Source organism: Pontibacillus salipaludis (genome assembly GCF_014642405.1).
GTDB classification, from domain to species: domain Bacteria; phylum Bacillota; class Bacilli; order Bacillales; family BH030062; genus Pontibacillus; species Pontibacillus salipaludis.
In genome coordinates this window covers 1-24,586 of sequence record NZ_BMIN01000020.1, presented here as the reverse complement: position 1 = coordinate 24,586, position 24,586 = coordinate 1, and the positions used below count along the sequence as shown (strand labels likewise).

Sequence of the window (24,586 nt, the reverse complement as noted above, 5' to 3'; positions counted from 1 at the left end):
GCCACCAATATGGTGACTTTTAACTTGATTCTATTAAACTCATATATTTTATTTATTTAATACTTCTAATAACACTTCTAAATTATGATTCATTAAGCTAAAGTAATCCTCACCTGCATTGAGGTCATCTTCAGTAAGAACCGATAAATTGTGGATTCGCTTTATGTCAGCGTCGATTTCTTTTTGAATAACAGACGCCACTTTTGGTGTAACGTTTTGTTCGAAAAGGATGGTACTAATTTTATTTTCTTTTGATTTTTTTATAATACTTTCTAATTGCTTCTGAGATGGCTCATTTGTTGGGGACAACCCTGATATGGCAATCTGCTCGAGCCCATATGCTTTTTCCCAATAGCCATACGCAGCGTGTGAAACAAGAATTTTGTTTGATTCAGCTGCTTCAAGTTTTGAATGGAATGTTTGATCTAATTCCATTAAATCCTGTTTTAATTGATCAAAGTTTTTTTCAAAATCTTCTTTAGCCTCTGGATTTAATTCTACCAATTGGTCTTTAATATTCTCTGCTAACGTAATAGCTCGAACAGGATCTAGCCAAACATGCGGATCCTGATCACCATGGTCATGACCAACATGTGCTTCTGATTGGTCATTATGACTCCCACTCTCATTAGCATCTTCTTCATGAGCGTGATCCTCGCGGGATTCTTCTCCTTCTTCATGAGCGTGATCCTCGTGGGATTCTTCTCCTTCTTCATGAGCATGATCCTCGTGGGATTCTTCTCCTTCTTCATGAGCGTGATCCTCGTGGGATTCTTCTCCTTCTTCATGAGCATGATCCTCGTGGGATTCTTCTCCTTCTTCATGAGCGTGATCCTCGTGGGATTCTTCTCCTTCTTCATGAGCATGATCCTCGTGGGATTCTTCTCCTTCTTCATGAGCATGATCCTCGTGGGATTCTTCTCCTTCTTCATGAGCGTGTCCTTCTTGACCTTTTTCCTCCTCGTTCGAGTGATCATGGACATGGGTTAATAGCTCAACACCTTCTGAAGCTTCTAGAATTTCAACGCCCTCTCCTCCGATTGCTTCAGAGATTTTCGTCGCATAGGCTTCTAAGTTTGCCCCGTTATAAATAAATGCGTCGGCTTCAGCAAGTTCGACCATCATTTTGGTTGTAGGCTCAAATGTATGTGGGTTAGCCCCTGCCGGTAAAATAGACTCCACTTCAACGTGTTCTCCACCAATTCGCTCAGCAAAATCTTGCAATGGAAATAACGTCGTATAGATTGTTAGTTTATTAGTTTCTTCTGATGTATGACTAGATGCGCTCTGATCTTCTGCATTTCCACAAGCTACAAGCCCGAGTAACAGTAGAATCGAACCCAACATTAGAAATCGTATTTTCATCATTGTCCCCTCCAAATGAGTTATGTATAAGTACAAAAACATTTTATCGTAACGATTACGCTTTGTAAACAGTAATCGTTACGTTTTATTCACCAAAAAAAGACAGGGTCTTTATCCAAAAGACCCTGCTTATTGACAAGCTGGACACTTGCCATACACTTCAAACTTGTGATTTTCAATTTGGTGACCTGGTAATGATAATGCAACATCTTCTACAGGGCACAAATGAATAGCACTAGTTTTACCGCAAATTGTACAAATAAAATGATGGTGATGATCACTTGTATCACAATGGAAGCGGAATTGCTTTTCACCATCAAAAGACGTCGTTTCCAAAATACCAATATCAGCTAGTGTATATAGATTTCGGTAGACTGTATCATAACTCGCACCAGGAAAATCCTCACTGAATTCTTCCCATAACTGCTTAACAGAAACATAAATATCATCGTGTTGGTCTAGTAAATTCAATAATTTCTCTCGCTGTTTCGTATGCTTGTAACCATGCTCTTTTAAAACTTTTAATGCTCTAGTGGAATTCATTCTATCATTCCTTTATCTGTCTTCTTATTACATTATAGTAAATCTAACGCTTTCTGTACATTTTTCAGTATTTACTCTTTGTAGAATTGCGATTTCCATATCACCCAACTCATTTACTGTAGTCATCCCCGCTTAAGCCGTTTACATAGAAATCTATTTGAAAAAAAGGTATACACATCCCTTAGATTTAATAGTATAGTATTAAACGATAATGATTACGATCTAGGAGGTGCTTGATCTACATGATCTCTCATAAATTCTCAACGTTGATAGGATACATATTGTTACTTTTATTTTTCGCTCTCTTTTTGTTCGGGGATTTGTTCCCGATTCCTGATATACTAACACCGTCTGAAAATATATTAAATGTGAATACGATTTTCTTGAGTATTGTGTTAGAAGCTATTCCGTTTATTTTGTTAGGAGTATTTGTATCGTCCTTGATTCAACTCTTTGTGAAAGAAGAGCATCTAAACCGATTTATTCCTCGCAATCCAATACTTGCACTTGCACCAGCTGTCGCAATTGGCGCAATTTTCCCTGTTTGCGAGTGCGCAATCGTACCTATTGTCAGAAGACTAATTGCTAAAGGGATGCCCATGCATGTTGGAATGGTCGTTCTTGTTTCCGCTCCAGTCTTAAACCCAATTGTGTACTTGTCTACCTTTCACGCTTTTCAATCCACCCCTTCAATTGCTTACGCCAGGATGGGACTAGCTTTTGTAATTGCACTCCTTGTTGGTTTGTTAATGTACCTTTTGTATGAGCGTGCCAATCCTCTAAAAGAAAGTAAAATTAAAGTTGGACATCACCACCACTCCAGGAACCGATTCAAAGAAATGTTTGATCATGCTAGTGATGAATTTTTTGATATGGGGAAGTTTTTAATAATCGGGGCATTCTTAGCAGCCCTTGTGCAAACTTTCATGGACCGGGATACTCTGGCTGCCATTGGTAACGGAGTATATACAGGACCAGCTGCTATGATGGGAATGGCGTATATTTTATCCCTATGTTCTGAAGCAGATGCATTTGTAGCCTCTTCGTTTCAGTCATTTGCAACTCCAGCCTCTTTGTTAGCCTTTCTTGTATACGGTCCTATGATTGACTTAAAAAATACAATTCTTCTCTTTGCCTATTTCAGAGCGAGATTTGTAGCTTCACTCGTATTCGTTATAACGTTAACTACCTTTAGCATCATTATGATTTACCAAAACTTCTTTTAAGGAGGCTAAACTTTATGAAACGTCACCATCATATTTTTATTAGAAGTGTGATTTTACTCGGCTTTACGTTACTACTATTTAAATTAATGGTTACAGGCAATATTTATAATTACATCGCTCCTAAAATGCTTCCTTACTTTTATTTCGCATTAATCGTTTTTATGATCCTGGGTGGTAGGCAATTTTTGAGAGGAGACCGGGAACAAGAAGCAGCATGTGGATGCAATCATGAGCATACTTATTCAACGTCTACAATTAAATCGTTAAGTATCTACCTGTTATTTATTATTCCTGTAATAAGTGGATTTTTATTTTCAGAACATACCCTGGGGGCTTCTGTCGCTAAGAAAAAAGGGTATCAGTTTGCTCAAATAGAAGAAACAACAGAATCTAGAGTTGATAACCCAACTGAGAACAATCAGCAAGAGGGCGTGAAACAACCAGAAGTTCCAGCCGGACCAGACGAAACATCTCTAGAAAATGGCGTGATTACGCCTAAAGACATGTACCCAGACCGATACAAAGAAATGAGTACAGAAGAGAAGATCATGTTAAATGACGATAATTATATCAGTACGATAAACCTTTTGGAGGAAGAACCTGAAACATTTGCAGGTAAATCGATTGTGATTCGAGGATTTGTATATAGGGAACCTAATTTCCCCTCTTCAAGAATCGTTGTAGGCCGTTTTGGAGTAAGTTGTTGCGTAGCCGATGCGGGGATCTATGGCATTATGGTAGAAGGAGAACAAGTCCTTAATTACAATGAAGATACATGGATTGAAGTGCATGGAACCGTTCAAACGGCTATGTTCAATGACTGGCATTTGCCTATTATAGAACTCTCCTCAATCCACGAGATCAATAAGCCTAAGCAAACCTATGTTTACGAAGAAATTGATTATAGCAATTTAGAACAATGACAGAAGCCTTGGAAGTTGTCTTCCAAGGCTTTCTTTATCTCATCACACCTCCACCTGATATTTTTAATGACTCCCCTACAATATTCTCAGCCGCATCAGTAAGTAAAAAAAGAATCGAATTCGCTACTTCCTCTGGCTGCGTGATACGTCCAGAAGGTAACCCTTGCTCTGCTACCTCTAACTGTTCCTCAAAATTCCTTCCTTCTCGTTCACCAATAGAAGCAATAGAGTTCCTCCCCATCTCTGTATCAACGAACCCAGGACACACCGCGTTCACTCGTATATTATGTTGAATCGCCTCATGAGCAAAAGATTGAGTGAAAGCCGTTATGGCAAATTTCGATCCGCTATAAGCTGTATTTCCATATGTACCTCTCAACCCGGATAAAGACGAAAGGTTCACAATGGCCCCATTTTGATGTTGTTTCATTTCCCTATAAACCTCTTGTGTAAATAAAACAGTTGAGAAAAAGTTTAGTTCCATTGTTGAGCGAAGCTCCTCTTCTGAAAGGTCTTCTAACGTTCCACCACCTGTTTTTCCAGCTGAATTCACTAACCCATATACAGGGCCAACTTCTTTTATTGCTTCTTGAATGACGTGTTTTCTGTCGTCTTCCTTATTTAAATCAGCAGGGACACTAAGCACATGAGCACGACCATCAAGTGCGATGCATTCATCTTTCAGTTGATAGAGCTTTTCATAATCCCGACCTGTAATTGTAATTGCAGCACCAGCTTGCACCGCTGCTTTCGCTGCCTCGTAACCGATGCCACCTGTAGCTCCTGTAATAATAATATGCTTTCCTAGTAAGGCGTCTTTTGCGAAAATGGCCATAATTCTCCTCCTCTTTCATTTATCTACCTATTTATCCTATTTACCAAATGATTAAACGCACGCCCTTACCAAACAAAAAAGCTGTCTCTAAAGTAGGCACAACTTTAGAGACAGCTCTGGTTAATATGAATAAAGGTACTTCTTCTCATGTGGAGAGGAAGTTGAGGAGGGCAGCATCAATTCTTGATCCATAGATACAATTTGGAATGAATAACGTTCGTAGCTTCCTAATTCTTTGAGTGCATTCACAAAGCATTTGGCGGCTCCAAAATCATTAAAAACGAGATCCTGGTTGTCAGTACTCTGAAAAGTAATCTTCGTCATTTGGTTATAGTATGCAATAACTTTGAATCTCATGGGAAGTCGCCTCCTCAAAGGTGAAAGTTTTCTACCTTTTCATCTATTATCCGCCAAAATTTCTGAAAATTCAATACGTATATCATTATTCTTAGAAACTTAATACAATTAGACATACTTCGACAATCCCCTTTTTACCCAAACCTTCACCTGAGGTCATTCATTTCGTTTACACTGCCTTTCTGCAACTCTTGCTTCCTATACACCGCGTACCCACCTATTGTTGCCACTCCTATGAATAGAATCCCCGCTAATACGCCTAGTGTAGTAGGGGAATAATAAGTCAGTAGTAATCCAGTCCCAAACATAGACAATCCCATAACGACATTGGTTACCATGTCAAATAAGGAATAAACAGCACTTTCCTGTTCATTAGATAATTGTTTCATAACCATTGTATCCATCGCACCTTTCCCTACTCCTCCACTTAAAGAAATAAGCATAAAGAGTAAGATAGCATAATAAAACCCGTTAGCCTGGCTTAGGAAAACTTGAAAAACCCCCTCAGTCAAAAGTGCTCCTACCGCAACAGGCATTAGATATTTAAATCGTGCTACAGGTACCCACATGCTTAATACAAGTCCAACACCTAAGGCTCCATAAAATATACCAATACCTACACCTCCTGTTTGGAATCTTTGATAAGCATATACACTTATTAGCACATTAAAGATTCCGTCTGCCATTGATATGAAAACGTCTATGAAAAATATTCTACGTAGTAGTGGAGATCTCAAAGTAATTCCAAAGCCTTTTTGAATAACCGTATAAACCGCTTGTTTCGATGATATAAACTTCGATTTCTCTTCGTAAACTTGTAGCAGAATCAAAGCAGCAACAAGGAAAGTAAAAGCATTTACTATGAACACAAGTTGGGGACTGAACAGATAAGAAACAACCCCTCCCCCTGCAGAACCTAAAATAAGAACAAACCCTAACAACACTTGTTCTAATTTATTTACAGTTAACATGTCTTCCCGTTTGATATAGCGTGATATATATGTACGTCGAACAGGCTGGTAAACCGCTTCTGAAGCAGCTAACAGAAATAAAATGGCATATACAATCCAAAGATCTTGACGATTTTCGACCAATAAAAGAGAGAGCGCAAAGAAAATCCGTACCAGGTCTGTCCCCACCATAATCCTCCTTAACGAAACCACAGTAGCAAGCCATCCTCCAATGGGTGAGAATAATAAATAAGGAACGATACGGATCGCAAGCGCCCCACCCACTGCAACTCCTGAACCTGTAAGAGAAAGTATCATTGCTAGAACAGCCACTTGATTAAATCGATCGCCAATTCCATTTATAATACCAGCAACAAATAATCTCCTGTAAGAAAAATGGGAAGTCGAAGTCATAATCATTACCTCCTCACCCCTGTTAATTAGATACTCATCAAATTAGATTTCTAAAAAGAAAGAGTGTCTAGTTGACACTCTTAAAATTCGATCGGCCACATTTCTTTAGGGTTAAGTTCATATTGGTTGTTCTCTCGATACATAAAATGATTCATCACCCATTCACGGCGAATGGTTGCGTAGTCTTCATGAAACTGCTTAATATACTCATTGATTTCTTTTTCTTCATATAGCTTCCCCGTCTCTATACCTCTAATCATATAAGCCAGTACGACGAGCTTCTTCTTCCTTTGACTTGGAATTTGCTTAAGCGTACCATCTGGCGCAAAGAAGTTTTTCACAATGGATAACTTATCTTTATCTTCTACACTCATTTCAGGACGCACATTTGTCACCTCCCCAAGTTGTAAAATAGCGTTAGCACTATATTCTAATTTCTTTTGGTCTAAGTAAAAATAGATCGTATTCTTATCTCTTCTTTGATATACAATCCCAATTTGTTTCAATTTCGCTACGTGATGAGTAATAGTTGGCGGCTTTAACCCTAATTTGTTGGCAATTGCCTGACCGTGGAGAGGTCCTTGTTTAAGAAGTGAAATAATTCGAATTCTTGTTGGATCCCCCACCACTTTATGAAAGTTGACCACTTTGTCTAATTGCATTTACAAACCTCCAAATTCGATAAGTATCTAATTAGATAATAAACTAAACTCCAAGTTTTGTAAATATAAGATACATATTTAGAAAACCTTATACCGAATAATAAGACATAAAAAGAGGAAAGCCATTAGCTTTCCTCTTGCCTTAAATAATTCGTTTAATTAGCAAATCTCGCAATCAGTTGTTCTAGCTGATTCGCTACAGAGCGTTCTCCATTTGCAATATCTGCATTTGTGAGGCGTGTACGAACATGACTCTCGTCAGCGTCAAACGCTTCTGCTAATAAACCTCCCAAACCTTTCGCGCGACGGTCCACCTCTAGCACAAGTTCTACCCCATCTTCTTGTGGGAAGAACACAACTTCTAGTTCATCAAGATCTCCGCGGAAACGTCCTCCTGGTAAGAATTCAAATTCCTGAACAATTTGTCGGTTACGAGCTTCTTCCATTTCCACTTTACGTAACGAGAAACCAAGTTCATGTTGAAGAGCGGTAAGAATCGTTTGTACAGGTTCAGCTGGATCCACATGAATAAAATCACGGTCCTGAGGATCTATTGCCATAGGGATATCAAGTCCTGTTTGGAACCAAATCGGAAGACGCCCAAAACTTGCAGGAGTATTTAAAGGAAGCTTAAAGGAGAAATCAATTTCTTTGTCCTCCCCTTCCTTCAATGTAAAGGATTCTGTAATGTTGAAGCTGTGAATGATCTCTTCTTCACGTACTTTTCGATCATCCTTTTCTTTCACAACTTCAGTCATTAAAAACAAGTTGATGCGATCAATTTGCTGCTCTGCATTTCCGCCTTTCATCACAACCTTGCCTCGTACCTCTTCACCTGCTGAAAAGCGTTCTTTCTCTAACTGTGTATCTACTTTCGCAGCACCTACACCAATACTTGCCATAATCTTTTTAAACATCGTAACCATCCCTTTCTTCGTTATTACTTCATACCTTTTATACGTTCATTCATTCAATACGTTTCATCCATTACAAGATATTTTTATTTTAACATTCTCAAGGATAAAAGAGCACAAAAAAACAGGTGAGCATATGTCCACCTGTAGGTTTGATTACCAAAATAGTATACCAAACATCGTTGCAGCTATTAATCCAATCATTACGGGAAGGAAGTTTCGCCTTACAAGCTCCATTACTGAGACACCGCAGAAACCAGCAATCGCAATGACGGATGACCAGGCTATAATCGTCCCTCCACCTGTCCAGATCGATCCCATTTGACCTATCGCCGCGAGTGTACCTGCATCTAATCCCGAAGAAGCCATAGCACCAGCAAGCGCTCCTGTTAAAGGTAATCCAGAGAAACCCGATCCATCAAGACCGGTTATGATTCCAATTATCAGAATACTAAAAGCTACTAGGATCGAGCTTTGAGGTAAGATATCCTGACTCGATTGTACAAGATCAAATAAAAAGGCGGGTGCTGTTGCCTCCCCTAGAGATAATATGCTTCCTGAAAAGTCTGAACTTCCTAAAAAGAAAAATCCAGCAATTGGTATAACAGGTCCCATAGCTTTAAAAGCAAATACAAATCCATCTGTAATATGCTCTGTAATATAATCTAGAGAATTCTGGCGACCGAAGGCTACCGTTGCCAATAGTAGCAAAATAACAGCTACTCCTCCAATAAAGGCAGCTCCATCCCCTCCTTCTAGACCTCCCATTCGTCCTGATCCCAATTTAGTCGTAATCATAAAAACCATAACACCAAGCATGGATAGAGGAACGAGCACAGCAAATAATTTACTCCACATCCCTATTCCCTGACTTTTTGCTTCCCTTGTCGATTGATCCCCTGCACCTAGCCCTTGTAACGATCGAAGTTCTACTTCGTTCTGTACATCTTTAGAAGACCTTATACTAGTACGATAGAATAAATAAGCAAGCAAAAGCGCAATAACCCCTGTAATAATAGATAAAATAAACGCCTTATCCACCACTTCACTTGTTTCTATTCCAGCTGACGCCGCTGAAAGCCCAGGTGCCACTTGCATAATGTAATCAGATGACAGGGCCATCCCCTGACCCGCAAGAGCAACGGCCATCGCTGCCAACATAGCAGGTAACCCAGCTCGAACAGCAGCAGGTACGAGTAAAGCACAAATTAAAGGAACTGCTGGTGTTGGCCAGAAGAATAAAGATATGACATACGTAACGGCTGCTAACACAAAGTAAGCGATATGCCCGTTTGTCATGACTTTTTGAATGGGGATAATCATCCTTCGATCTGCCCCTAAATCACTTAATGCCTGCAGTAAAGCAACCATAAACGTAATAATTAAGAAGATGTTAAATAGCTCTTTAGCCGCTACAAGGTTTGCATTAAAGACAGAAGTAAACCCACCTATTACACTCCCCTTGTATACCCAAGCTATTAAAAATGTACCAAGTAGTGTTGGTAACACAACCCCTTTTCTAAACATCATCGTGGCAATGATAACGATCGTTATGATCCCGTACATCCAATGCGTAACGGTTAATTCCACTTTAGGATCACCACCCTTTTCTTCTACACATTCTGTGTGTGCTATTACACTATGCACGAATGCCCAGAGTGGTGTTTGTTCTTAAAAAGGCATTAGAAAAAGGCTGTGCACATGCACAGCCTTTTTCTTCTTTGTCTCTATATATCGTCGTCTCTTTTTAGCCAATCCAAACGTGTTTTCTCTAGTTATCTCTTTTTTCTTGGAAAGGTGAGCTCACTCTTACCAAAAGTGATGGCCCACCTAAACGGCCTATGTGGGTAAGATCAAGTATTTAATGGAGTATGTTTCCCCGATCGGTCCTTCCGAATCGTTGATGGTGGTTTTCGAAAGAACCCTATACTCACATCAAATCAGGTAATGAAAATCGTTAAATAAGTAACTATCTATTTACCCTTCATTGATCTTGTATATAATGTAACAGTTAATTCCTTTTACTTCAAAATAAAAATGGTACTTTAGACCAATTACTCCCCCCTTTAAGACATAAAGAAGAGCATTTCAAACAAAAAAAAAGACCATTTAAAGCAATATTTAATAAAAAATTGACATATGTCCTAGACACGTCAATAACTCCAGTATAAAGCGTACACTTCTATACAAAAGGCTCTGTTAAAGGTTACTGTTCTTATTTACTATAACATGCATGTTCAAGAGGGGGAGGATTGTTGAAGTCTCGAAAATGAGAGAATGTTTCCGTTTGCATTACTTGAAACTGAGGCGGTTGGGGAAACATGCCATATGAGGAAACCCCACAACTATCACCAACCTTAAGATATGGGGCCGTTCGAAAAACTATAGCAGGGGTGTCTGGGGAACGGGGAGACTCCTGCGGGAGAAAGAGGTCGACGAGACCCCGCAGGGTGGTTTTCCCGAGGAGGCTCTAAAAAGAAAGAGGAAGTTCGACTAAAACCGTCACGTCAATAGCCAACGTCGAACGACCCCACGTCGTGTGGGGCCGCCCGCGGAAAGCGAGTCGTTCCCCAGACACCCCAACCACTTGACAAGCGTAACGGGCCTGTCTACACAAAAGTGTCTCAGCTTAGAGTGTTCCATATAAGAGAGGCTTATATGGAACAACCAAAAAGCCCGTCTGATTAAGACGAGCTCATAAACCATTACAAGAAGTCATTCATCATATGCTGAATACGTTGAATGTTTTGCTTCGATATTTGAGCAGGCTCTTCATACCCATGAAAGAAAACTAAATAACTTTTACCAGAGGTTTGAATCCTTGAAATTCGTTCTAAATTAATGATGAAGGATCGGTGAGACTGAACGAATTTATCATCCAAATACTCCATAAAATACTCTAATGTTTCAGGCGAGGAATATTGTTCATAAGACGTATGTATAACTGCCTTTCGGTCACTTTTCTCTATAAATAGGATATCATCTACTTGTACATAGTAAAGTGAACGATTGAAGCGGACAGGAATTCGTTGATATTCCTTTAACTTCGTTTCCTGGTTTTCAGTATTAAGCTGGCGCAATACTTTCTTGGCTCTTTCTAAAGATAAGAGCAAACGATTTATTTGAATAGGCTTCATAACATAATCAACCGCATTTAAATTAAAAGCCTCTACTGCAAACGTGTCGTATGCTGTAGTAAAAATAAACTGAAGGTCCGCATTTATTTCTTTACAAGCTCGGATTGCTTCATTTCCCTTCTGTTTTGGCATTTCAATGTCACAGAGCACAAGGTCAGGTTCAGAGAGAATCACTTTCTCAACAAGCTGTTCCCCATCTGTTGCTTCATCAATAATTTCAAATGCATCACCAGCAACCTTTTCCACCATTTGCCTTAGCAACTTACGAGAGGCATCTTGATCATCGGCTATTAATACTCGATACTTCATTCTTTACATCATCCTAATAAGACTAGTTTCCTAATAATTAGTATACGATAAAGCTACCAATTTGTTTAGGAAAATACACAAATTAAAAGAAGAGAATTCTATGACAAAAAACTAATCCAAAGAAAAAAAGCAGCTGAGGAAGGCTTCCCCGCTGCTTTTCCTTTAATCAGATTGTTTAAATAAATGAGCTTCAACCATTTTCATAAACTTCCCTACTTGAATTGGTTTAGTTAAATAGTCGTCAAATCCAGCTGCTAGTCCCTTCTCAATATCTCTAGGCATAGCGTTTGCACTAATAGCTATTACAGGAAGTTCACGTGTTTCATCCATGTCCTTCAGTCGGGAGAGAACGGTGAAACCATCTATACCTGGTAAATTAAGATCAATTAAAATAAGGTTAGGCTCATGGGCTTGAGCAAGGTCAATCCCCATTTCCCCTGTGGTCGATGACATTAACTCAATCTGCTCGTATGTTTCTAATATACGCCTAACTAGATTTAAGTTGGCGGGATTGTCTTCTATATACAAGACTTTTTTCTTTTCAGCAAACTGTACAGGAGCGTTATTCTGTTGATCATACCATTGTGCTGATAAGTTATTGGGTTCATCCACAAGTGGAAGTTCAACCCAAAAAGTACTCCCTTTGCCTGATTCACTTGTTAAAGAGATTGAACCACCCATTAAGGACACTAGCTGCTTCGATAACGTTAATCCGATCCCTGTTCCTTCTACAATATCATTACTCGGAACACGAGTGAACGGCTCAAAAATGCTGTCCATTTCCTCCTCAACAATCCCAATACCCGTATCTTTAACGAAGAAAGAGACTTTATCATTCTGGACATGGCAAGTAAACGTAATTTCTCCACCTTCACGATTATACTTTACAGCGTTAGACATTAAATTTAGAAGAACTTGTTTTAGTCTTGTTCGATCAGCAAACACAAATTGACTATGACAAGCACATTCTTCAACGATCAGTTTAATATCTCTCTTTTTGGCAAGGGGCTGTGTGATACTAACAACTTCATCAATTACAGGGGAAACCTCTACAGGCTCAATGGAGATCGACATCTTTCCTGACTCCACTCGAGCTAAATCTAATATATCATTGATAATGGTTAACAGATGGTTCCCTGCTTTAATAATTTCTTCAACACTCTCGTCTTGAGTAGGGCTTAGCTTATGATCGCTGTCATACTGTAGAAGCTGAGCAAATCCTAAAATTGCATTCATCGGCGTTCTCAATTCATGACTCATACTAGAGAGAAAATCCGATTTAGCTTGACTTGCACGTTCGGCTTCTTCTTTTGCATCCCGGAGAGATTTCTCCATTTCCTTTAATGGGGTTATATCTCGAGCAGTTAAAACAAAATGTTGAAATTCCCCAGATGATTCAATAATCGGAGCAATCCTCCCTTGGAACCATCTTGTGCCAGTTAATGTCTCAATAACATATTCAATATTCTCTGCTTTTCCCGTTTCATTTACGTACTCGATTGTTTCCATAAACAGATTAGCCTCATCTTCAGAGAAGACTTGTTCGATTGTAGTTTGCAGAAGTTCGCTTTTTGGCTTAGAAAGCTTTCCTTCGTCATTCGTCCATATATTGAGATAGGTACCTTTTCGATCCAACTGCATAATCACATCATCAATAGACATAACAAGTGCTCGAAGATCTCCTTCCTTAGAACGGATCTCTTCTTGAGCTTCTTTTAGCGCTTTATTAGAAAGTCCCAGGTTTTGCCCCATTTCAATTATGCTTTTAGACGTTTCATCTAACTCGTCAATATCAAAGGCTCGCCTTCTCTGGAAATAGTTCCCTCCCCCTATTTCCGTAACCATTTGATTCATCTCTACGAGCGGCTTAGAGATCGTTTGACTAACCTTCCGTGAGTTCCGGTATAATACGATGAAGAAAAAGATATAGAATAATATCAATCCTAAAATCATAAGGGCACCAATTTTCACTAACTTCCCATTCATCGTGTAAACATCTTCAAAAACAGCAGACTCATCTACAATAATTAAAAAGCGCCAACCTGTTCCTTCGACGGTCGACCAGGCTGCAAACTTCTTCTCACCTTCCCACTCTAAAGTCTCCAACCCATTTTCCTGACCGACTAATACCGTTGCAAGTGGCTTTGCTTGAGAATGTACTAACATATTGTATGTACTTGGCTTATAAATATCTCCAGTACTTGAATCACCATGTTCCTGATCTTCAAGCGCTTCTACCCCTAACAATCTTTCAGCATCCTTAGATAAGGCTAAGATCTCAGCATCATCTTGTACAAGCATGCCCACCCCTTGCCAAGGAAGATCGAGGTCCTCGATTTTATCTCCAATTGTACCGATGGTGATATCCATCCCTACCACTCCCTCAAGTTGGTCCCCGTTGTACACAGGTGCAATAGAAGAGAAGGTCCATCCTTTCCCAGCAGGATCCCAATAAGCAGGTGTCCATAATTGTTCTCGATTCTGATTATGGTCCTCGTCAGCTCTAAAATAAAAATTATATTTCGTAATATCTAGGTCAGATTCTAATTCTTCCAATTTATCTACAAATGGATAAATGATATTAAGGGAGTCAGAGGTATTAAAATAAATTGAGGAGGCTAATGGCTGTGAGTTATAAATATTCTCCATTAACTCTTCGCTCTTAAGTAACCGAGCTATCTTCTCACGATCTTGCCCCCCACTCGTACTATAGAAAATCGCCGCACCACCGTCTGGGTGATCTTTATCTGTATATAGAAGCCCTTCTTCCGTTTCTTCGAGCCTATTTAAATCATTTTGATTCAAATCGTCTAATGAGATGGGTTGTTGGAATGATTCTTTCATTTCTTCTTGAAATAACTTCGTTGCATTTGAAATGGAACGAACTTGATTTGAGATGACTTCGGCCTCTCTTGAAGCAGACTCTCTCATATCTTCTTCTGCTTCACTTTTTATCATGTCTATCATTTCGTTCTTTGACCATTCGCTTGCTACAAAGTAGATCCCAACAAACGCCAGTTCTACGACTAGCAAAGGGATCAAAGCGACTTTCAAAAAGTTTTGCCAGACCCATCTTGTCAAAGGATAAGTCGTATGTTGCTTAAACTTCATCACCGTAAACTCCTTATTACATTTATGCAATTCAATGACTATACTACTTAAATTATGATATACAGTCTTTTCCTATTGTAAGGTCTTTGCCCCTAACAGACGAGTTTTCTTTCTACCATTCAACCTTACTTTTTATATCTTCAAGAACAATTGTTGACTTTTTAGACAAAGAAATGTACTTCCCACTACATTATACTATTTAATGACACAAAAAAAGCCCTTCCATTGTAGAAGGGCTCCTTAAAAATGTTACATTTTCACAATTGTACGACCTTTCACTTTGCTTTGTAAGATGTCAGTAAGCGTTTGTGGTAGTTCGTCTAACGTTATTTCATTCTCTATTTCGTTCATCTGATCTGGTTTTAAGTCAGTAGCAAGGCGATCCCATACTTGTTTACGCATATCCATCGGACAATAGACAGAGTCAATTCCTAATAGATCAACACCTCGAAGTATGAATGGCATAACCGTTGTTGGCACCTCTACACCTGCCGTTAATCCACTTACTGCAACAGAACCACCATATTGAATGGAAGCTAAGACACTTGCTAATGGTTTACCTCCAACAGGATCAACAGCGGCTGCCCATTTTTGTGATTGGAGAGGGCGTACTTTCTCAGGTGTTACTTCTTCACGTGAGATAATCTCTGTAGCACCGATTGAACGTAAATAGTCATGTTCAGACTCTTTACCTGTAGAGGCAACAACGTGATACCCTTTTTTTGAGAGCATGGCAACAGCCATACTACCTACGCCACCTGTTGCTCCACTAACAAGTACAGGTCCATCCTCAGGTGTTAAACCATTCTGTTCTAAACGGTGAACAGATAAAGCTGCGGTGAAACCGGCTGTACCGAAGGTCATAGCTTCGCGAAGGGATAATCCTTCTGGTAAGGGAACAACCCACTCAGCCGGAACACGTGCGTATTCACTAAACCCACCATCATGTGAAACACCAAGTCCATAACTTGTCACGATTACCTCGTCCCCTTCTTGGTAACGATCATCATTTGAGGATGTAACTGTACCTGCAAGGTCAATTCCAGGGATGATTGGGTAATCTTGTACGACTTTGGCTTTAGGGTTTGTTGCTAGTCCATCTTTATAGTTCACACTTGAATAGGCTACCTGAATGGTCACATCACCTTCTGGAAGCTCTGATTCTTGTCGTTCTATTACGTTCGTTGTAACTTGATCTTGTTCTTTTGTAGCTAATAAAGCGCGGAATGTCATAATCTAATTCCTCCTCTTTATAGGTTAGTCTTTGTTTTTGATTCATTTTTTATTCTGACTGGTCAAAATAAATATGTCAATTAATTTGTCCCAACGGTATAATTTTTATACAATGGAGGTACTATAGACAATTCGGAGGCTGACATGAAAAAAAGAGAGCAACAACGAAAAGAACAATTGCTTCAGGCAACTTTTGAAGCGATAGCAGATAAAGGGTATAGCTCGGTTACACTTCAAGACATTTCGAATTATGCCGGCGTAAGCAAAGGCGTGACCAATTACTATTTTAAAAATAAAGAAGATGTCTTCGCTCATCTATTAGAATGGCTAACCAACAGAATTTATCAAAAAGAAGCAAATGCAGTGCAACATGCTCATACTGCAGATGAAATGTTATCCGCCTATGTGAACGCTGTGTTTGTTGGGCCGAGGGAAAATGACCGATTTTACAAAGTATATCTGGACTTCCTCTCTTACGTTCCTAAAATACCCCGTTTTCAAGAAATCAATCAGCGTTTTTACAACAATTGTTTTTCTATTGGTCAATCTATTATTTCTAAAGGGAAAAGTGAAGGAAAGTTTCTAAATGTAGACCCTGAAAAAGGGCCTAAAGCGATTCGGAGCCTAATCGATGGCTGCATTATCCAATGGGTCATGAGTGGGGACCATAGTCTGCATAAGATGTATAAAGACTTATGCTACGAATCCATTATAAATATGCTTAAAGATTAGACAAAAAGAGACTCCCTTAACGGAAGTCTCTTCTGCTCTGTCTATCTTGCATACGAATCTGAGAACGAAGGTCTTCTATTTCTGAAACGAGGCTAGCGATCATCTCGTCGCTCTTGCGTAACTCTTCACCCAACATCTTAATGGTGTCTTCTTCCCACTGGAACGGATCTCCATTTTCCGGAGTGACGGGCAAATTCAAGTACTCTTCCCCTCCCTGCTCTTCGTTCTCATTCAAGTGAACCACAACGCGACAGTGGTCGTCTCCAACAGCAATTCGTTTATCAAGTTTGACTTTTGAGTACCCAAAATGCCTAGAAGCAATTCCCCCTATTACACTAGAGGTCATTTGACACAAATGAGGCGCATCTTTCACCATATCTCCAAATGGACATTGAGTTCCTTTCACAACAATTCGATCAGGTGTTGCCTCTTCTATCTCAAAGTGACCTCCAATATCATTCTTAATGGCAAGAATTACATTGACATATTGATCAACAGACCGAGTAGATTTAGCATCTACATAGTGCCCTTCCATCCATTCTCCTGTCCGTATTCCTAGTTGTTTAATATATTCTTCGGCACGATCACCTATTGCTTTTTCATGTAATGTTGCATACTGAGTAAGAAGTTTAGAGAGAAATGTTTGCGCCGTTAATGTTTGGTTTTGACTCATTTGTTATTTCCCCCTTTAAGATATATTCCACATACACCTTTACCCTATTTATAGAACAATGAACCTTATTCTATTAATTATTTAAAAGCTTTTTCACATCTTTTTCATCTATTTCCGAGGTTAAAGATTTTCCTTATTCCCCAACATATTAACGTTCGTAAACAAAGGCCTTTCTAGACTAGTACTTCCTCAATCAAACCGCTTTCAAACTCTATATTTAAACAAAAACGTGTCGCAGGTTAAATTTCCCCTGCGACACGTTTTTGTTTAAATATATTTTTAGGGTTTAGGCGGATTTAATAGATTCGGTCCCTCCAAAATGGAGTAACTTTGGCTGTTTGTATAAGATAATATTCAATATTACAGCGCTAATGATGAAAGATGGGAGCATATAACCGATGTTATATGTTAAAGAATATACCCAAACTGGCGTACCTTCTGGTGCAAATGAAGAGAAGAATACAATCCCACCTATAAAGTGACTCATGAAGCGAAGACTACTACCAAGCAGCGTCCCTAAAATGATATAAATCGTAAATGATTTTGCATGCCCTTCGCGAACAGCTTTTAGAGCTGGTTTGGAGAAGATCCCGGCCACTCCGACAACAGTATATGCAAGTGGATAGTCCATTACATACTGCACAGGATGAACGATAAACGGGTTAATTAATGAGTTAAATATACCTACTAAAAGACCTGTAGTTAAACCTCCTTTTAACCCCCAACGGTAAGCCATAAAGAAAATCGGCACCATAGCAAAAGCGACAGATCCTCCTTGCACCCATAACGGAATCGTTAAAAACGGTAAACTAAGAACAGCACCTAATGCAGCAAACATGGCAATCTCAACTAAAAACAGAATTGGACTACGTTTCATCTTTACTCTCCTCCTTAAAGATAAATGTGCACACAAAAAAAGCAATGCAAGGGAGAGCTTTAAGATGGAAGTCCATTTGCATTGCGCCATCACTAAAGCCACATCCCTACGCTAGTACTAACTAACAGGTTCAGAGGGTCAGAACAAAGCGTTCAATCTCAGCCTTAAGGCTCCCCTTGTGGTCTTCTTACTTATGCTTTTTTCGTTACTCCTATTATAGGCGAAGAAATTATTGGACTCAAGTCATCAATATAAAGATTCTTCTATTTTTATCCAATATTTTCATGTTTTTGTGGTATACTAACAAATGGACAGTCTATCAATCATTTATAAATTTGTCTCAAACTCCTGTTCCAAACATCCGTTCTATCCCCCTTTATCTTTTCTACTTGCGAAAAACACCTTATATCTACTTATAACTATATGTCTTTTTACCCAATTTTCGATAATACCTCTTGTTCACCTCGAATTCTCTTAATCTAACACACTCACATGTCTCAAAGATTTTCACTATAGCTTCGTATTACAATAGAATCAACTACTTAAGGAGGGATTCTATTGAAACGTTTTGTAATAGCTATACTTAGTTTCACGTTCATCTTATCTTTATCTATTGGGCCGATCGCAACTTCGGCTCAACCATCAGAGAAACCTCAGGATTACTTAATAGGTTTTAAGACAGGGGTAGATAAACAAGAAGTATCTAACATTAAACAGTTAGGCGGAAAAGTTAAGCACCAATTCAAGTACATGAATGTCGTGCAAGCTAAACTTTCTTCTAAAGCTGTAGAAGCTCTTCAAAAGAACCCAAATGTTGCTTACGTTGAAGAAGATGCAAGTGTACAAGCTTACGGTCAAACAACTCCGTGGGGCATTCCAGCCATTAACGCTGATGATGTTCAAGCAAGTGGCAATTCTGGTAGTGGTATTAAAGTAGCTGTTTTAGACAGTGGAATCAGCGCTAGCCATGAAGATTTACAAGTAGCAGGTGGCGCGAGTTTCGTGGATGGTGAGCCTGACCCATTCAATGATGAAAATGGGCACGGTACTCACGTAGCTGGAACGATTGCAGGTGTTAACAATTCTCTTGGAGTATTAGGTGTAGCTCCATCAGCTGATCTGTACGCTGTTAAAGTATTAAGCAGCAGCGGCAGCGGTTCTTATAGCGGGATCGCGAAAGGTGTAGAGTGGGCAATTGACAATAATATCGATGTTGTCAATATGAGTTTAGGCGGAAGCCGCGGCTCGACTACACTACAACAAGCAATGGATAACGCTTATCAACAAGGTGTTTTGTTAATTGCTGCAGCCGGTAACGAAGGATCTAAAGGCAAAAAGAACACCATTGGCTATCCTGCCAAATACACATCCGTTGTTGCTGTTGGTGCTGTTGACGAAAGCCTAAACCGTGCCTCATTCTCTTCTGTTGGAGAAGAATTAGAAGTTATGGCACCAGGTGCAGATATTTATAGTACACTTCCAGGTAACACATACGGCTCTTATAACGGAACGTCTATGGCGTCTCCTCACGTAGCCGGAGCTGCAGCACTCATCTTAGCTGAGGACAGTTCTCTCACTAATCAAGAAGTGCGTAGCTTATTAAATAGCACGACAACGCCTCTAGGCGACGCTTTCTACTACGGTAATGGTTTCATTAACGTACAAGAAGCAATCAACGCAGCTACTACTACTTTTGCAGTAGCACAATAAATGAACTTTCCCCTTCGTTCCCCGGGTCCTTCCGGGGAATTTTTTTGTCTTTAGCTTTGTTAAGGTTTAATGTTGTTATATTTTCAAGTATAGGGCAGATTGTTGAAGATATGAAGCAGAGACATGTTAGTGTAAATGGGGTCATTATTTTGTTGAGAGCTTGGGGTGTCTGGGGAACGACTCGCTTTCCGCGGGCGAGCTGTCGAGCTTCCTCGGGAAAACCACCCTGCGGGATCTCGTCGACCTCTTTCTCCCGCAGGAGTCTCCTCGTTCCCCAGACACCCCTTACCAGATTAAGTATAATGTCCCCTCAGCTCGAGTATGGCGGTGATCCAACATCCCCGCCTTATGTAGCATGCTTCCGTTCCCTCTATATATGGCAAAGGTGGTTCGGGGAATTGCGAGACTCCTGCGGCACTAGGAGCCTTGGGGAGACCCCACAGAGAGCGTAGCGAACGAGGAGGCTTCCCAGCTCGCCGCGGAAAGCGAGTGATTTCCCGAACCACCTTACCCGCAATCTGAGCAAACGGAAGCATTCTCTCAATTTCGAGTCTTCCTTATACGGAATTCTTTAGGAAGCATATGCCTTTACAAAGATCCTTGATAAGCCTATGATGTTCCTTGGTGTTTAAAATCGAGATTCCATCAGGAAACGAAACACCATAGGAGGACTTATTATGACACAAACAAAATTACCAATATGGACGAAAAGCTTCCTTTTCATTTCCTTAAGCAATTTCTTCTTATTCCTAACCTTTTATGCTTTGTTAACTACTTTACCGATCTTTGTAACAGATGATCTACAAGGAACAGAAGCACAAGCAGGTTTAATTGTTACATTGTTTTTACTATCAGCTATTCTTGTCAGACCGTTTTCTGGAAAACTTTTAGAAGACTTCGGAAAGAAAAAAATGCTTCTCATAAGTCTTTTACTCTTTATGTTGACTACCTTCGTCTATGTAGCTGCAACTAGTTTTTACTTATTATTAGCTTTACGATTCTTCCACGGTATTTGGTTCGCGATAGCCACTACAGCAGCTGGTGCAATTGCTGCAGACATCATACCAGATAGCAGACGTGGAGAAGGACTTGGGTATTTTGCTATGTCGATGAATCTTGCTGTTGTTGCAGGTCCTTTTTTGGCTTTATCGCTTTTAAATTGGATCTCTTTCTCAACACTCTTTATTGTACTTGGCGCCCTTTTAGCTGGAGCTCTTCTTTTCACTAGCTTTGTAGCTGCTCCCGTTGTGAAAGAACCTTCCAAAAGGAAGAAAATAACCCTTCATGATTTATTTGAAATGAATGCTTTACCCATTGCATTAGTAGGAAGTTTACTAGCTTTCACCTACTCTAGTGTTATATCTTATATATCTATTTATACGAAATCTATTGGATTACTAGAAGCAGCAAGTTTCTTCTTTGCTGTTTTTGCTGTTGCAATGCTCATTTCGAGACCGTTCGTCGGGCGCATCTTTGACTCTAGAGGACCAAGCATTGTCATCTATCCGTCTCTAGGCCTCTTTGCTTTAGGTTTATTCACATTAAGTATGACAACTTCTTCCTTTATGCTTTTGCTGTCAGCTACACTAATAGGTCTAGGCTACGGAAGTCTTGTTCCTTGTTTCCAAACATTAGCTATTCAGTCTGCTGCTCACCATCGAAGCGGACACGCAACAGCGACTTTCTTTACTTTATTTGATATAGGTATCGCAACTGGTTCATATGTGTTGGGAATTGTGGTTTCTCTTGTTGGTTATCAACCATTGTATTTCATCATGGGATTATTCGTGTTTGTTGTTATGTATCTCTACAATACAATGAATAGAAAGAGGTTAGCACACCTTAATTCCCGATCAACAGTTCATTCATCTTAAACCGTTTATTCCAATCAACTTGAATTAATCATGGGAACGATTACTGCCTTCAAAATAACCCATCCAGACGTTTCAGTGACTATTCACAGGGTAAAAATACCAGGAAACAGTATTTAGGAGGGTTATATAATGAAACCATTTGTACGCGAGTACCATAACGATCAAAAACTACAGAATGATGTACAGAAGCTAGCGGATAATGGTATTACAAAAGAGCATATTTATTTAATGTCACATGATGAAGATCGTACCGAACGCTTGGCTAACAATACAGATGCGAATACCGTCGGTACACAAGAAATGAGCCTTGCAGAAGTAGTGGGCAACATTTTTAACGAAAAGGGCGATGAACTTCGTAATAAATTACAAGACCTTGGCTTTTCTGAGTCGGAAGCAGATACTTATGAAGAGGATTTAGATGAAGGTAAAGTTCTTCTAATGGTTACAGAATCTAAAGATATTGAAAAAATTATCTAAACCACTACAAGAAGCTCATTAATGTGTATACAACGACAGAAAAGCCCCTGCCTCTTAAATGTAGTAAGAGGCAGGGGCTTTTTCTAATTAAATATCTGTTAATTCAATGGTTGTTGGCTCTGGTTCTTCATCAAGTGATAATTGAGTTGCTGAGAACCCTCCTAGTGCTGAAAATGCAATTGCCCCTACTGCTAAAGCTGAAATCATCCATTTTTTCATACTTTCCCACTCTCCCTCTACGTAATTGATAATTTTTTATATGATTCATTAGCTAGAGTTAAATAGTAACAAGCATCCTTATACCTTTTGTGTTTTTGCAAGCACTCAGCCAACAGTTCACAATATAGTCCGATATAAAACTGGTTCTCGTTATCGATAAAATAAGGAATGACTGTCTCTTTTAAGAAATGCTCCAGACTAATGAGATCCTCAAGAACTCGGTATTTATATACCTGAAAATAATAGCGTAGAATTTTAAAGTCATTCTGTTGTTCGATCATAATTAATCCTCGATCGATCCATTCCAACGCCCTGCCCCGTTCACTTAATTCAAAAAGTGATTCCACAATGGAGGCAATACTAGTTAACTTTCCTTTTACATTATGATTATCTTTAAACACTAGACTCTTCTCAAAGTGATCAATTGCTTTTTCATGATGCTTGAGAGCTGCATGAAGAGAGCCGAGGTTATGATAAGCAATCCCTTTTAAATAAGAGCTTTGCAAGTTTCCTGCTGCCTTTACAGCTAGTTGAAAGCACTGTTCCGCTTGTTCAAATTGGTGAATTCGCTTATAGCATATACCAAGTAAAATCTGACAATCTCCACTTCTTTTAAAATCGAATTGGACCGTATACAAATTTAGCGCTAACCTAGCGTAATGAAGCGATAAAGTCACATTTTGAAGGGATGATTCATTAATAGCTGATATAAAATACAGATCAGCTCGCTCACTATCACTAAGCGTAATTTGGTGAGCAAGTGCTAATGCCTTCTTATAATACTGCTGAGCCTCTCTAAATCTTTCTTGCATATTGTGATACAACCCAGAGAACTTCATATAATAGTACTGATGCTTTTCTTCAAACAGGTCTTGCATTCTCTCTAACTTATCTAATAAGACCGGTACTTCCGAAAAGTGACGCATCAACAAATGATAGCGAACCTCATACAACTTAAACAAAGCTAGTATACTCGGAGTTGAGAGTGTGCTCAATTTTTGTTTTAACTTTACATATAACTCTGTTGCCTGGTCCGTTTCTCTATGCATGATAACGGTGTACCATTCGTGTAGTTCTTGTTCGAGTAACTCTTCATCCACCCCTTCTTCTAGTACTTCAACTGGAATATCAAGGCGGTGTAAGAGCAGTTGAACAATTTCCTCACTTGATTTTGTAAGCCCATTTTCGATTTTACTTAAATAAGAAATCGAACATATTCCTTGAGCCGTTTCTTCAAGAGTACGATTTTGGTTTAACCGATGTAACTTAATTGTTTTGCCTACTTCAGACCCTTTTAAGATTTGAATCAACTCACTCTCTAGTGAAGCAACCTCCTTTGCTAGAGTATATGCTTCAAATGTTCCGACTACCCCTCTCACAACCATTTTCTCGTTTGGGAAAGAAAATCTATCAATATAGCCATAAAGACTGGATTACATCTGCATTTTTTCCCAAACATATTCTGAATATGGGATGTAAGTTATATTCATCATAATCAAAAATTAGAAATATATCAATATTCTGATAATTTTAGGTACTAGAGGACTAGTTCTTATAACCTAAAGTTTTATTCCACTAGGTTCAATTGAACTATCATTTTTCTGGGGATCGACGTTGGATCTAATACGTTTACCTACCTCACAATAGAAGCCACACTTTTCTTTTTTATGAATCTATCACCACATTTTTTTCTTCTTTCATTGACAATAAAACAAGTAATAAGTAAACTTAGACATTGCATGTAAACAAAAAATGAATACTCCTTCTTATCACGAGAGGCGGAGGGACTGGCCCTACGATGTCTCGGCAGCGGGCTCATTACTAATGAGTGCTGTGCCAAATCCAGCAAGGTTACACTTGATAGATGAGAAGAGGAGCTCTAAATAAAAAGCCCTCTTCTGATCAAGAAGGGGGCTTTTTTTTTTGATGTGTGCCCGACATGGGCGCAAGCTTTAGGGTTAGAGTCCCGAACGGTGAAGGTCGTTGTAGCCGTTAGCCAAGGGCAAGGGTGTCCGGGGTGACCCGGAATCTGAAGGAAGCCGGAG

Annotated in this window: 21 protein-coding genes and 2 riboswitches; of the genes, 6 read left to right on the top strand and 15 right to left on the bottom strand. The window is 39.4% G+C overall.

All coding sequences use genetic code 11. The annotated features are described in order from the left end of the window. Positions 1–48 precede the first annotated feature (48 nt). Both IEW76_RS17315 and IEW76_RS17310 read right to left on the bottom strand, forming a co-directional pair. Positions 49–1,368 carry a metal ABC transporter solute-binding protein, Zn/Mn family gene (locus tag IEW76_RS17315; RefSeq protein ID WP_229721288.1) on the bottom strand — a complete coding sequence of 440 codons (1,320 nt, stop codon included), beginning with the start codon at positions 1,366–1,368 and terminating at the stop codon, positions 49–51. A gap of 126 nt (positions 1,369–1,494) precedes the next feature. Beyond that, a complete protein-coding gene (locus tag IEW76_RS17310) occupies positions 1,495–1,908 on the bottom strand; it encodes a Fur family transcriptional regulator (protein WP_188655686.1) in 414 nt (137 codons plus the stop codon). A 242-nt stretch (positions 1,909–2,150) separates the two neighbouring features. Here IEW76_RS17310 and IEW76_RS17305 point away from each other — a divergent pair, with 242 nt between their 5' ends. Continuing rightward, the gene (locus tag IEW76_RS17305) at positions 2,151–3,134 is read left to right on the top strand and encodes a permease (RefSeq protein WP_188655685.1); all 984 of its coding nucleotides are present in this window, start codon (positions 2,151–2,153) and stop codon (positions 3,132–3,134) included. A 14-nt stretch (positions 3,135–3,148) separates the two neighbouring features. Beyond that, a complete protein-coding gene (locus tag IEW76_RS17300; RefSeq protein WP_188655684.1) occupies positions 3,149–4,057 on the top strand; it encodes a TIGR03943 family putative permease subunit in 909 nt (302 codons plus the stop codon). Positions 4,058–4,091: 34 nt separating this feature from the next. On the opposite strand, the gene IEW76_RS17295 is transcribed toward IEW76_RS17300, so the two are convergent. The 9 genes from IEW76_RS17295 to IEW76_RS17255 form a co-directional block, all read right to left on the bottom strand. Next, positions 4,092–4,892: an SDR family NAD(P)-dependent oxidoreductase gene (locus IEW76_RS17295; protein ID WP_188655683.1), complete on the bottom strand. Its 801-nt coding sequence runs from the start codon at positions 4,890–4,892 to the stop codon at positions 4,092–4,094. 120 nt (positions 4,893–5,012) lie between these two features. After that, the gene (locus tag IEW76_RS17290) at positions 5,013–5,249 is read right to left on the bottom strand and encodes a hypothetical protein (RefSeq protein ID WP_188655682.1); all 237 of its coding nucleotides are present in this window, start codon (positions 5,247–5,249) and stop codon (positions 5,013–5,015) included. A 146-nt stretch (positions 5,250–5,395) separates the two neighbouring features. After that, positions 5,396–6,613 carry an MFS transporter gene (locus tag IEW76_RS17285; protein WP_188655681.1) on the bottom strand — a complete coding sequence of 406 codons (1,218 nt, stop codon included), beginning with the start codon at positions 6,611–6,613 and terminating at the stop codon, positions 5,396–5,398. An 80-nt stretch (positions 6,614–6,693) separates the two neighbouring features. After that, positions 6,694–7,275, bottom strand: a complete 582-nt coding sequence (locus tag IEW76_RS17280; protein ID WP_188655680.1) for a DUF2087 domain-containing protein — start codon at positions 7,273–7,275, stop codon at positions 6,694–6,696. Positions 7,276–7,430: 155 nt separating this feature from the next. Further along, positions 7,431–8,192 (bottom strand): sporulation protein, encoded by a 762-nt coding sequence (locus IEW76_RS17275; protein ID WP_188655679.1) that lies wholly within the window; start codon positions 8,190–8,192, stop codon positions 7,431–7,433. Between the two features lie 153 nt (positions 8,193–8,345). Next, positions 8,346–9,779: a hypothetical protein gene (locus IEW76_RS17270; protein ID WP_188655678.1), complete on the bottom strand. Its 1,434-nt coding sequence runs from the start codon at positions 9,777–9,779 to the stop codon at positions 8,346–8,348. A gap of 1,115 nt (positions 9,780–10,894) precedes the next feature. Further along, positions 10,895–11,635, bottom strand: coding sequence for a LytR/AlgR family response regulator transcription factor (locus IEW76_RS17265; RefSeq protein ID WP_188655677.1), 741 nt, complete (start codon positions 11,633–11,635; stop codon positions 10,895–10,897). Positions 11,636–11,797: 162 nt separating this feature from the next. Then, on the bottom strand, positions 11,798–14,746 hold the full coding sequence (locus tag IEW76_RS17260) for an ATP-binding protein (RefSeq protein WP_188655676.1): 2,949 nt from the start codon (positions 14,744–14,746) through the stop codon (positions 11,798–11,800). 249 nt (positions 14,747–14,995) lie between these two features. Continuing rightward, a complete protein-coding gene (locus tag IEW76_RS17255; RefSeq protein WP_373286016.1) occupies positions 14,996–15,982 on the bottom strand; it encodes an NADPH:quinone oxidoreductase family protein in 987 nt (328 codons plus the stop codon). Between the two features lie 141 nt (positions 15,983–16,123). Here IEW76_RS17255 and IEW76_RS17250 point away from each other — a divergent pair, with 141 nt between their 5' ends. Next, positions 16,124–16,711 (top strand): TetR/AcrR family transcriptional regulator, encoded by a 588-nt coding sequence (locus IEW76_RS17250; protein ID WP_188655674.1) that lies wholly within the window; start codon positions 16,124–16,126, stop codon positions 16,709–16,711. Positions 16,712–16,727: 16 nt separating this feature from the next. On the opposite strand, the gene IEW76_RS17245 is transcribed toward IEW76_RS17250, so the two are convergent. Both IEW76_RS17245 and thiT read right to left on the bottom strand, forming a co-directional pair. Next, complete coding sequence (locus IEW76_RS17245) at positions 16,728–17,384, bottom strand: methanogen output domain 1-containing protein (RefSeq protein ID WP_188655673.1); 657 nt, start codon at positions 17,382–17,384, stop codon at positions 16,728–16,730. Positions 17,385–17,670: 286 nt separating this feature from the next. After that, positions 17,671–18,261 (bottom strand): energy-coupled thiamine transporter ThiT, encoded by a 591-nt coding sequence (thiT, locus tag IEW76_RS17240; RefSeq protein WP_188655672.1) that lies wholly within the window; start codon positions 18,259–18,261, stop codon positions 17,671–17,673. Between the two features lie 86 nt (positions 18,262–18,347). After that, positions 18,348–18,448, bottom strand: a riboswitch (TPP riboswitch). Between the two features lie 371 nt (positions 18,449–18,819). Between thiT and IEW76_RS17235 the strand changes: the two genes are divergently transcribed. The 3 genes from IEW76_RS17235 to IEW76_RS17225 all read left to right on the top strand — a co-directional run bounded on the left by IEW76_RS17235 (position 18,820) and on the right by IEW76_RS17225 (position 22,322). After that, on the top strand, positions 18,820–19,971 hold the full coding sequence (locus IEW76_RS17235) for a S8 family peptidase (RefSeq protein WP_373286015.1): 1,152 nt from the start codon (positions 18,820–18,822) through the stop codon (positions 19,969–19,971). A 677-nt stretch (positions 19,972–20,648) separates the two neighbouring features. Beyond that, positions 20,649–21,845 carry an MFS transporter gene (locus IEW76_RS17230; RefSeq protein WP_188655671.1) on the top strand — a complete coding sequence of 399 codons (1,197 nt, stop codon included), beginning with the start codon at positions 20,649–20,651 and terminating at the stop codon, positions 21,843–21,845. A 129-nt stretch (positions 21,846–21,974) separates the two neighbouring features. Then, entirely contained in the window at positions 21,975–22,322 is a 348-nt protein-coding gene (locus tag IEW76_RS17225) for a YflT domain-containing protein (RefSeq protein ID WP_188655670.1), read from the top strand. A gap of 87 nt (positions 22,323–22,409) precedes the next feature. Here IEW76_RS17225 and IEW76_RS20990 read toward each other — a convergent pair whose 3' ends face one another. Continuing rightward, on the bottom strand, positions 22,410–22,541 hold the full coding sequence (locus IEW76_RS20990) for a hypothetical protein (protein ID WP_268235079.1): 132 nt from the start codon (positions 22,539–22,541) through the stop codon (positions 22,410–22,412). Positions 22,542–22,558: 17 nt separating this feature from the next. Next, positions 22,559–23,920 (bottom strand): helix-turn-helix domain-containing protein, encoded by a 1,362-nt coding sequence (locus IEW76_RS17220; RefSeq protein ID WP_188655669.1) that lies wholly within the window; start codon positions 23,918–23,920, stop codon positions 22,559–22,561. Positions 23,921–24,304: 384 nt separating this feature from the next. Continuing rightward, positions 24,305–24,412, top strand: a riboswitch (SAM riboswitch). Positions 24,413–24,586 lie beyond the last annotated feature (174 nt).

Excerpts from the sequence above, each read along its gene's own strand:
- IEW76_RS17295 (WP_188655683.1), bottom strand. The coding sequence starts at position 4,892 with ATGGCCATTTTCGCAAAAGACGCCTTACTAGGAAAGCATATTATTATT.
- IEW76_RS17290 (WP_188655682.1), bottom strand. The coding sequence starts at position 5,249 with ATGAGATTCAAAGTTATTGCATACTATAACCAAATGACGAAGATTACT.
- IEW76_RS17225 (WP_188655670.1), top strand. The coding sequence starts at position 21,975 with ATGAAACCATTTGTACGCGAGTACCATAACGATCAAAAACTACAGAAT.
- IEW76_RS17300 (WP_188655684.1), top strand. The coding sequence starts at position 3,149 with ATGAAACGTCACCATCATATTTTTATTAGAAGTGTGATTTTACTCGGC.
- IEW76_RS17310 (WP_188655686.1), bottom strand. The coding sequence starts at position 1,908 with ATGAATTCCACTAGAGCATTAAAAGTTTTAAAAGAGCATGGTTACAAG.
- IEW76_RS17245 (WP_188655673.1), bottom strand. The coding sequence starts at position 17,384 with ATGAGTCAAAACCAAACATTAACGGCGCAAACATTTCTCTCTAAACTT.
- IEW76_RS17265 (WP_188655677.1), bottom strand. The coding sequence starts at position 11,635 with ATGAAGTATCGAGTATTAATAGCCGATGATCAAGATGCCTCTCGTAAG.
- IEW76_RS17250 (WP_188655674.1), top strand. The coding sequence starts at position 16,124 with ATGAAAAAAAGAGAGCAACAACGAAAAGAACAATTGCTTCAGGCAACT.
- thiT (WP_188655672.1), bottom strand. The coding sequence starts at position 18,261 with ATGAAACGTAGTCCAATTCTGTTTTTAGTTGAGATTGCCATGTTTGCT.
- IEW76_RS17315 (WP_229721288.1), bottom strand. The coding sequence starts at position 1,368 with ATGATGAAAATACGATTTCTAATGTTGGGTTCGATTCTACTGTTACTC.
- IEW76_RS17280 (WP_188655680.1), bottom strand. The coding sequence starts at position 7,275 with ATGCAATTAGACAAAGTGGTCAACTTTCATAAAGTGGTGGGGGATCCA.
- IEW76_RS17230 (WP_188655671.1), top strand. The coding sequence starts at position 20,649 with ATGACACAAACAAAATTACCAATATGGACGAAAAGCTTCCTTTTCATT.
- IEW76_RS17260 (WP_188655676.1), bottom strand. The coding sequence starts at position 14,746 with ATGAAGTTTAAGCAACATACGACTTATCCTTTGACAAGATGGGTCTGG.
- IEW76_RS17275 (WP_188655679.1), bottom strand. The coding sequence starts at position 8,192 with ATGTTTAAAAAGATTATGGCAAGTATTGGTGTAGGTGCTGCGAAAGTA.
- IEW76_RS17305 (WP_188655685.1), top strand. The coding sequence starts at position 2,151 with ATGATCTCTCATAAATTCTCAACGTTGATAGGATACATATTGTTACTT.
- IEW76_RS17285 (WP_188655681.1), bottom strand. The coding sequence starts at position 6,613 with ATGACTTCGACTTCCCATTTTTCTTACAGGAGATTATTTGTTGCTGGT.
- IEW76_RS20990 (WP_268235079.1), bottom strand. The coding sequence starts at position 22,541 with ATGAAAAAATGGATGATTTCAGCTTTAGCAGTAGGGGCAATTGCATTT.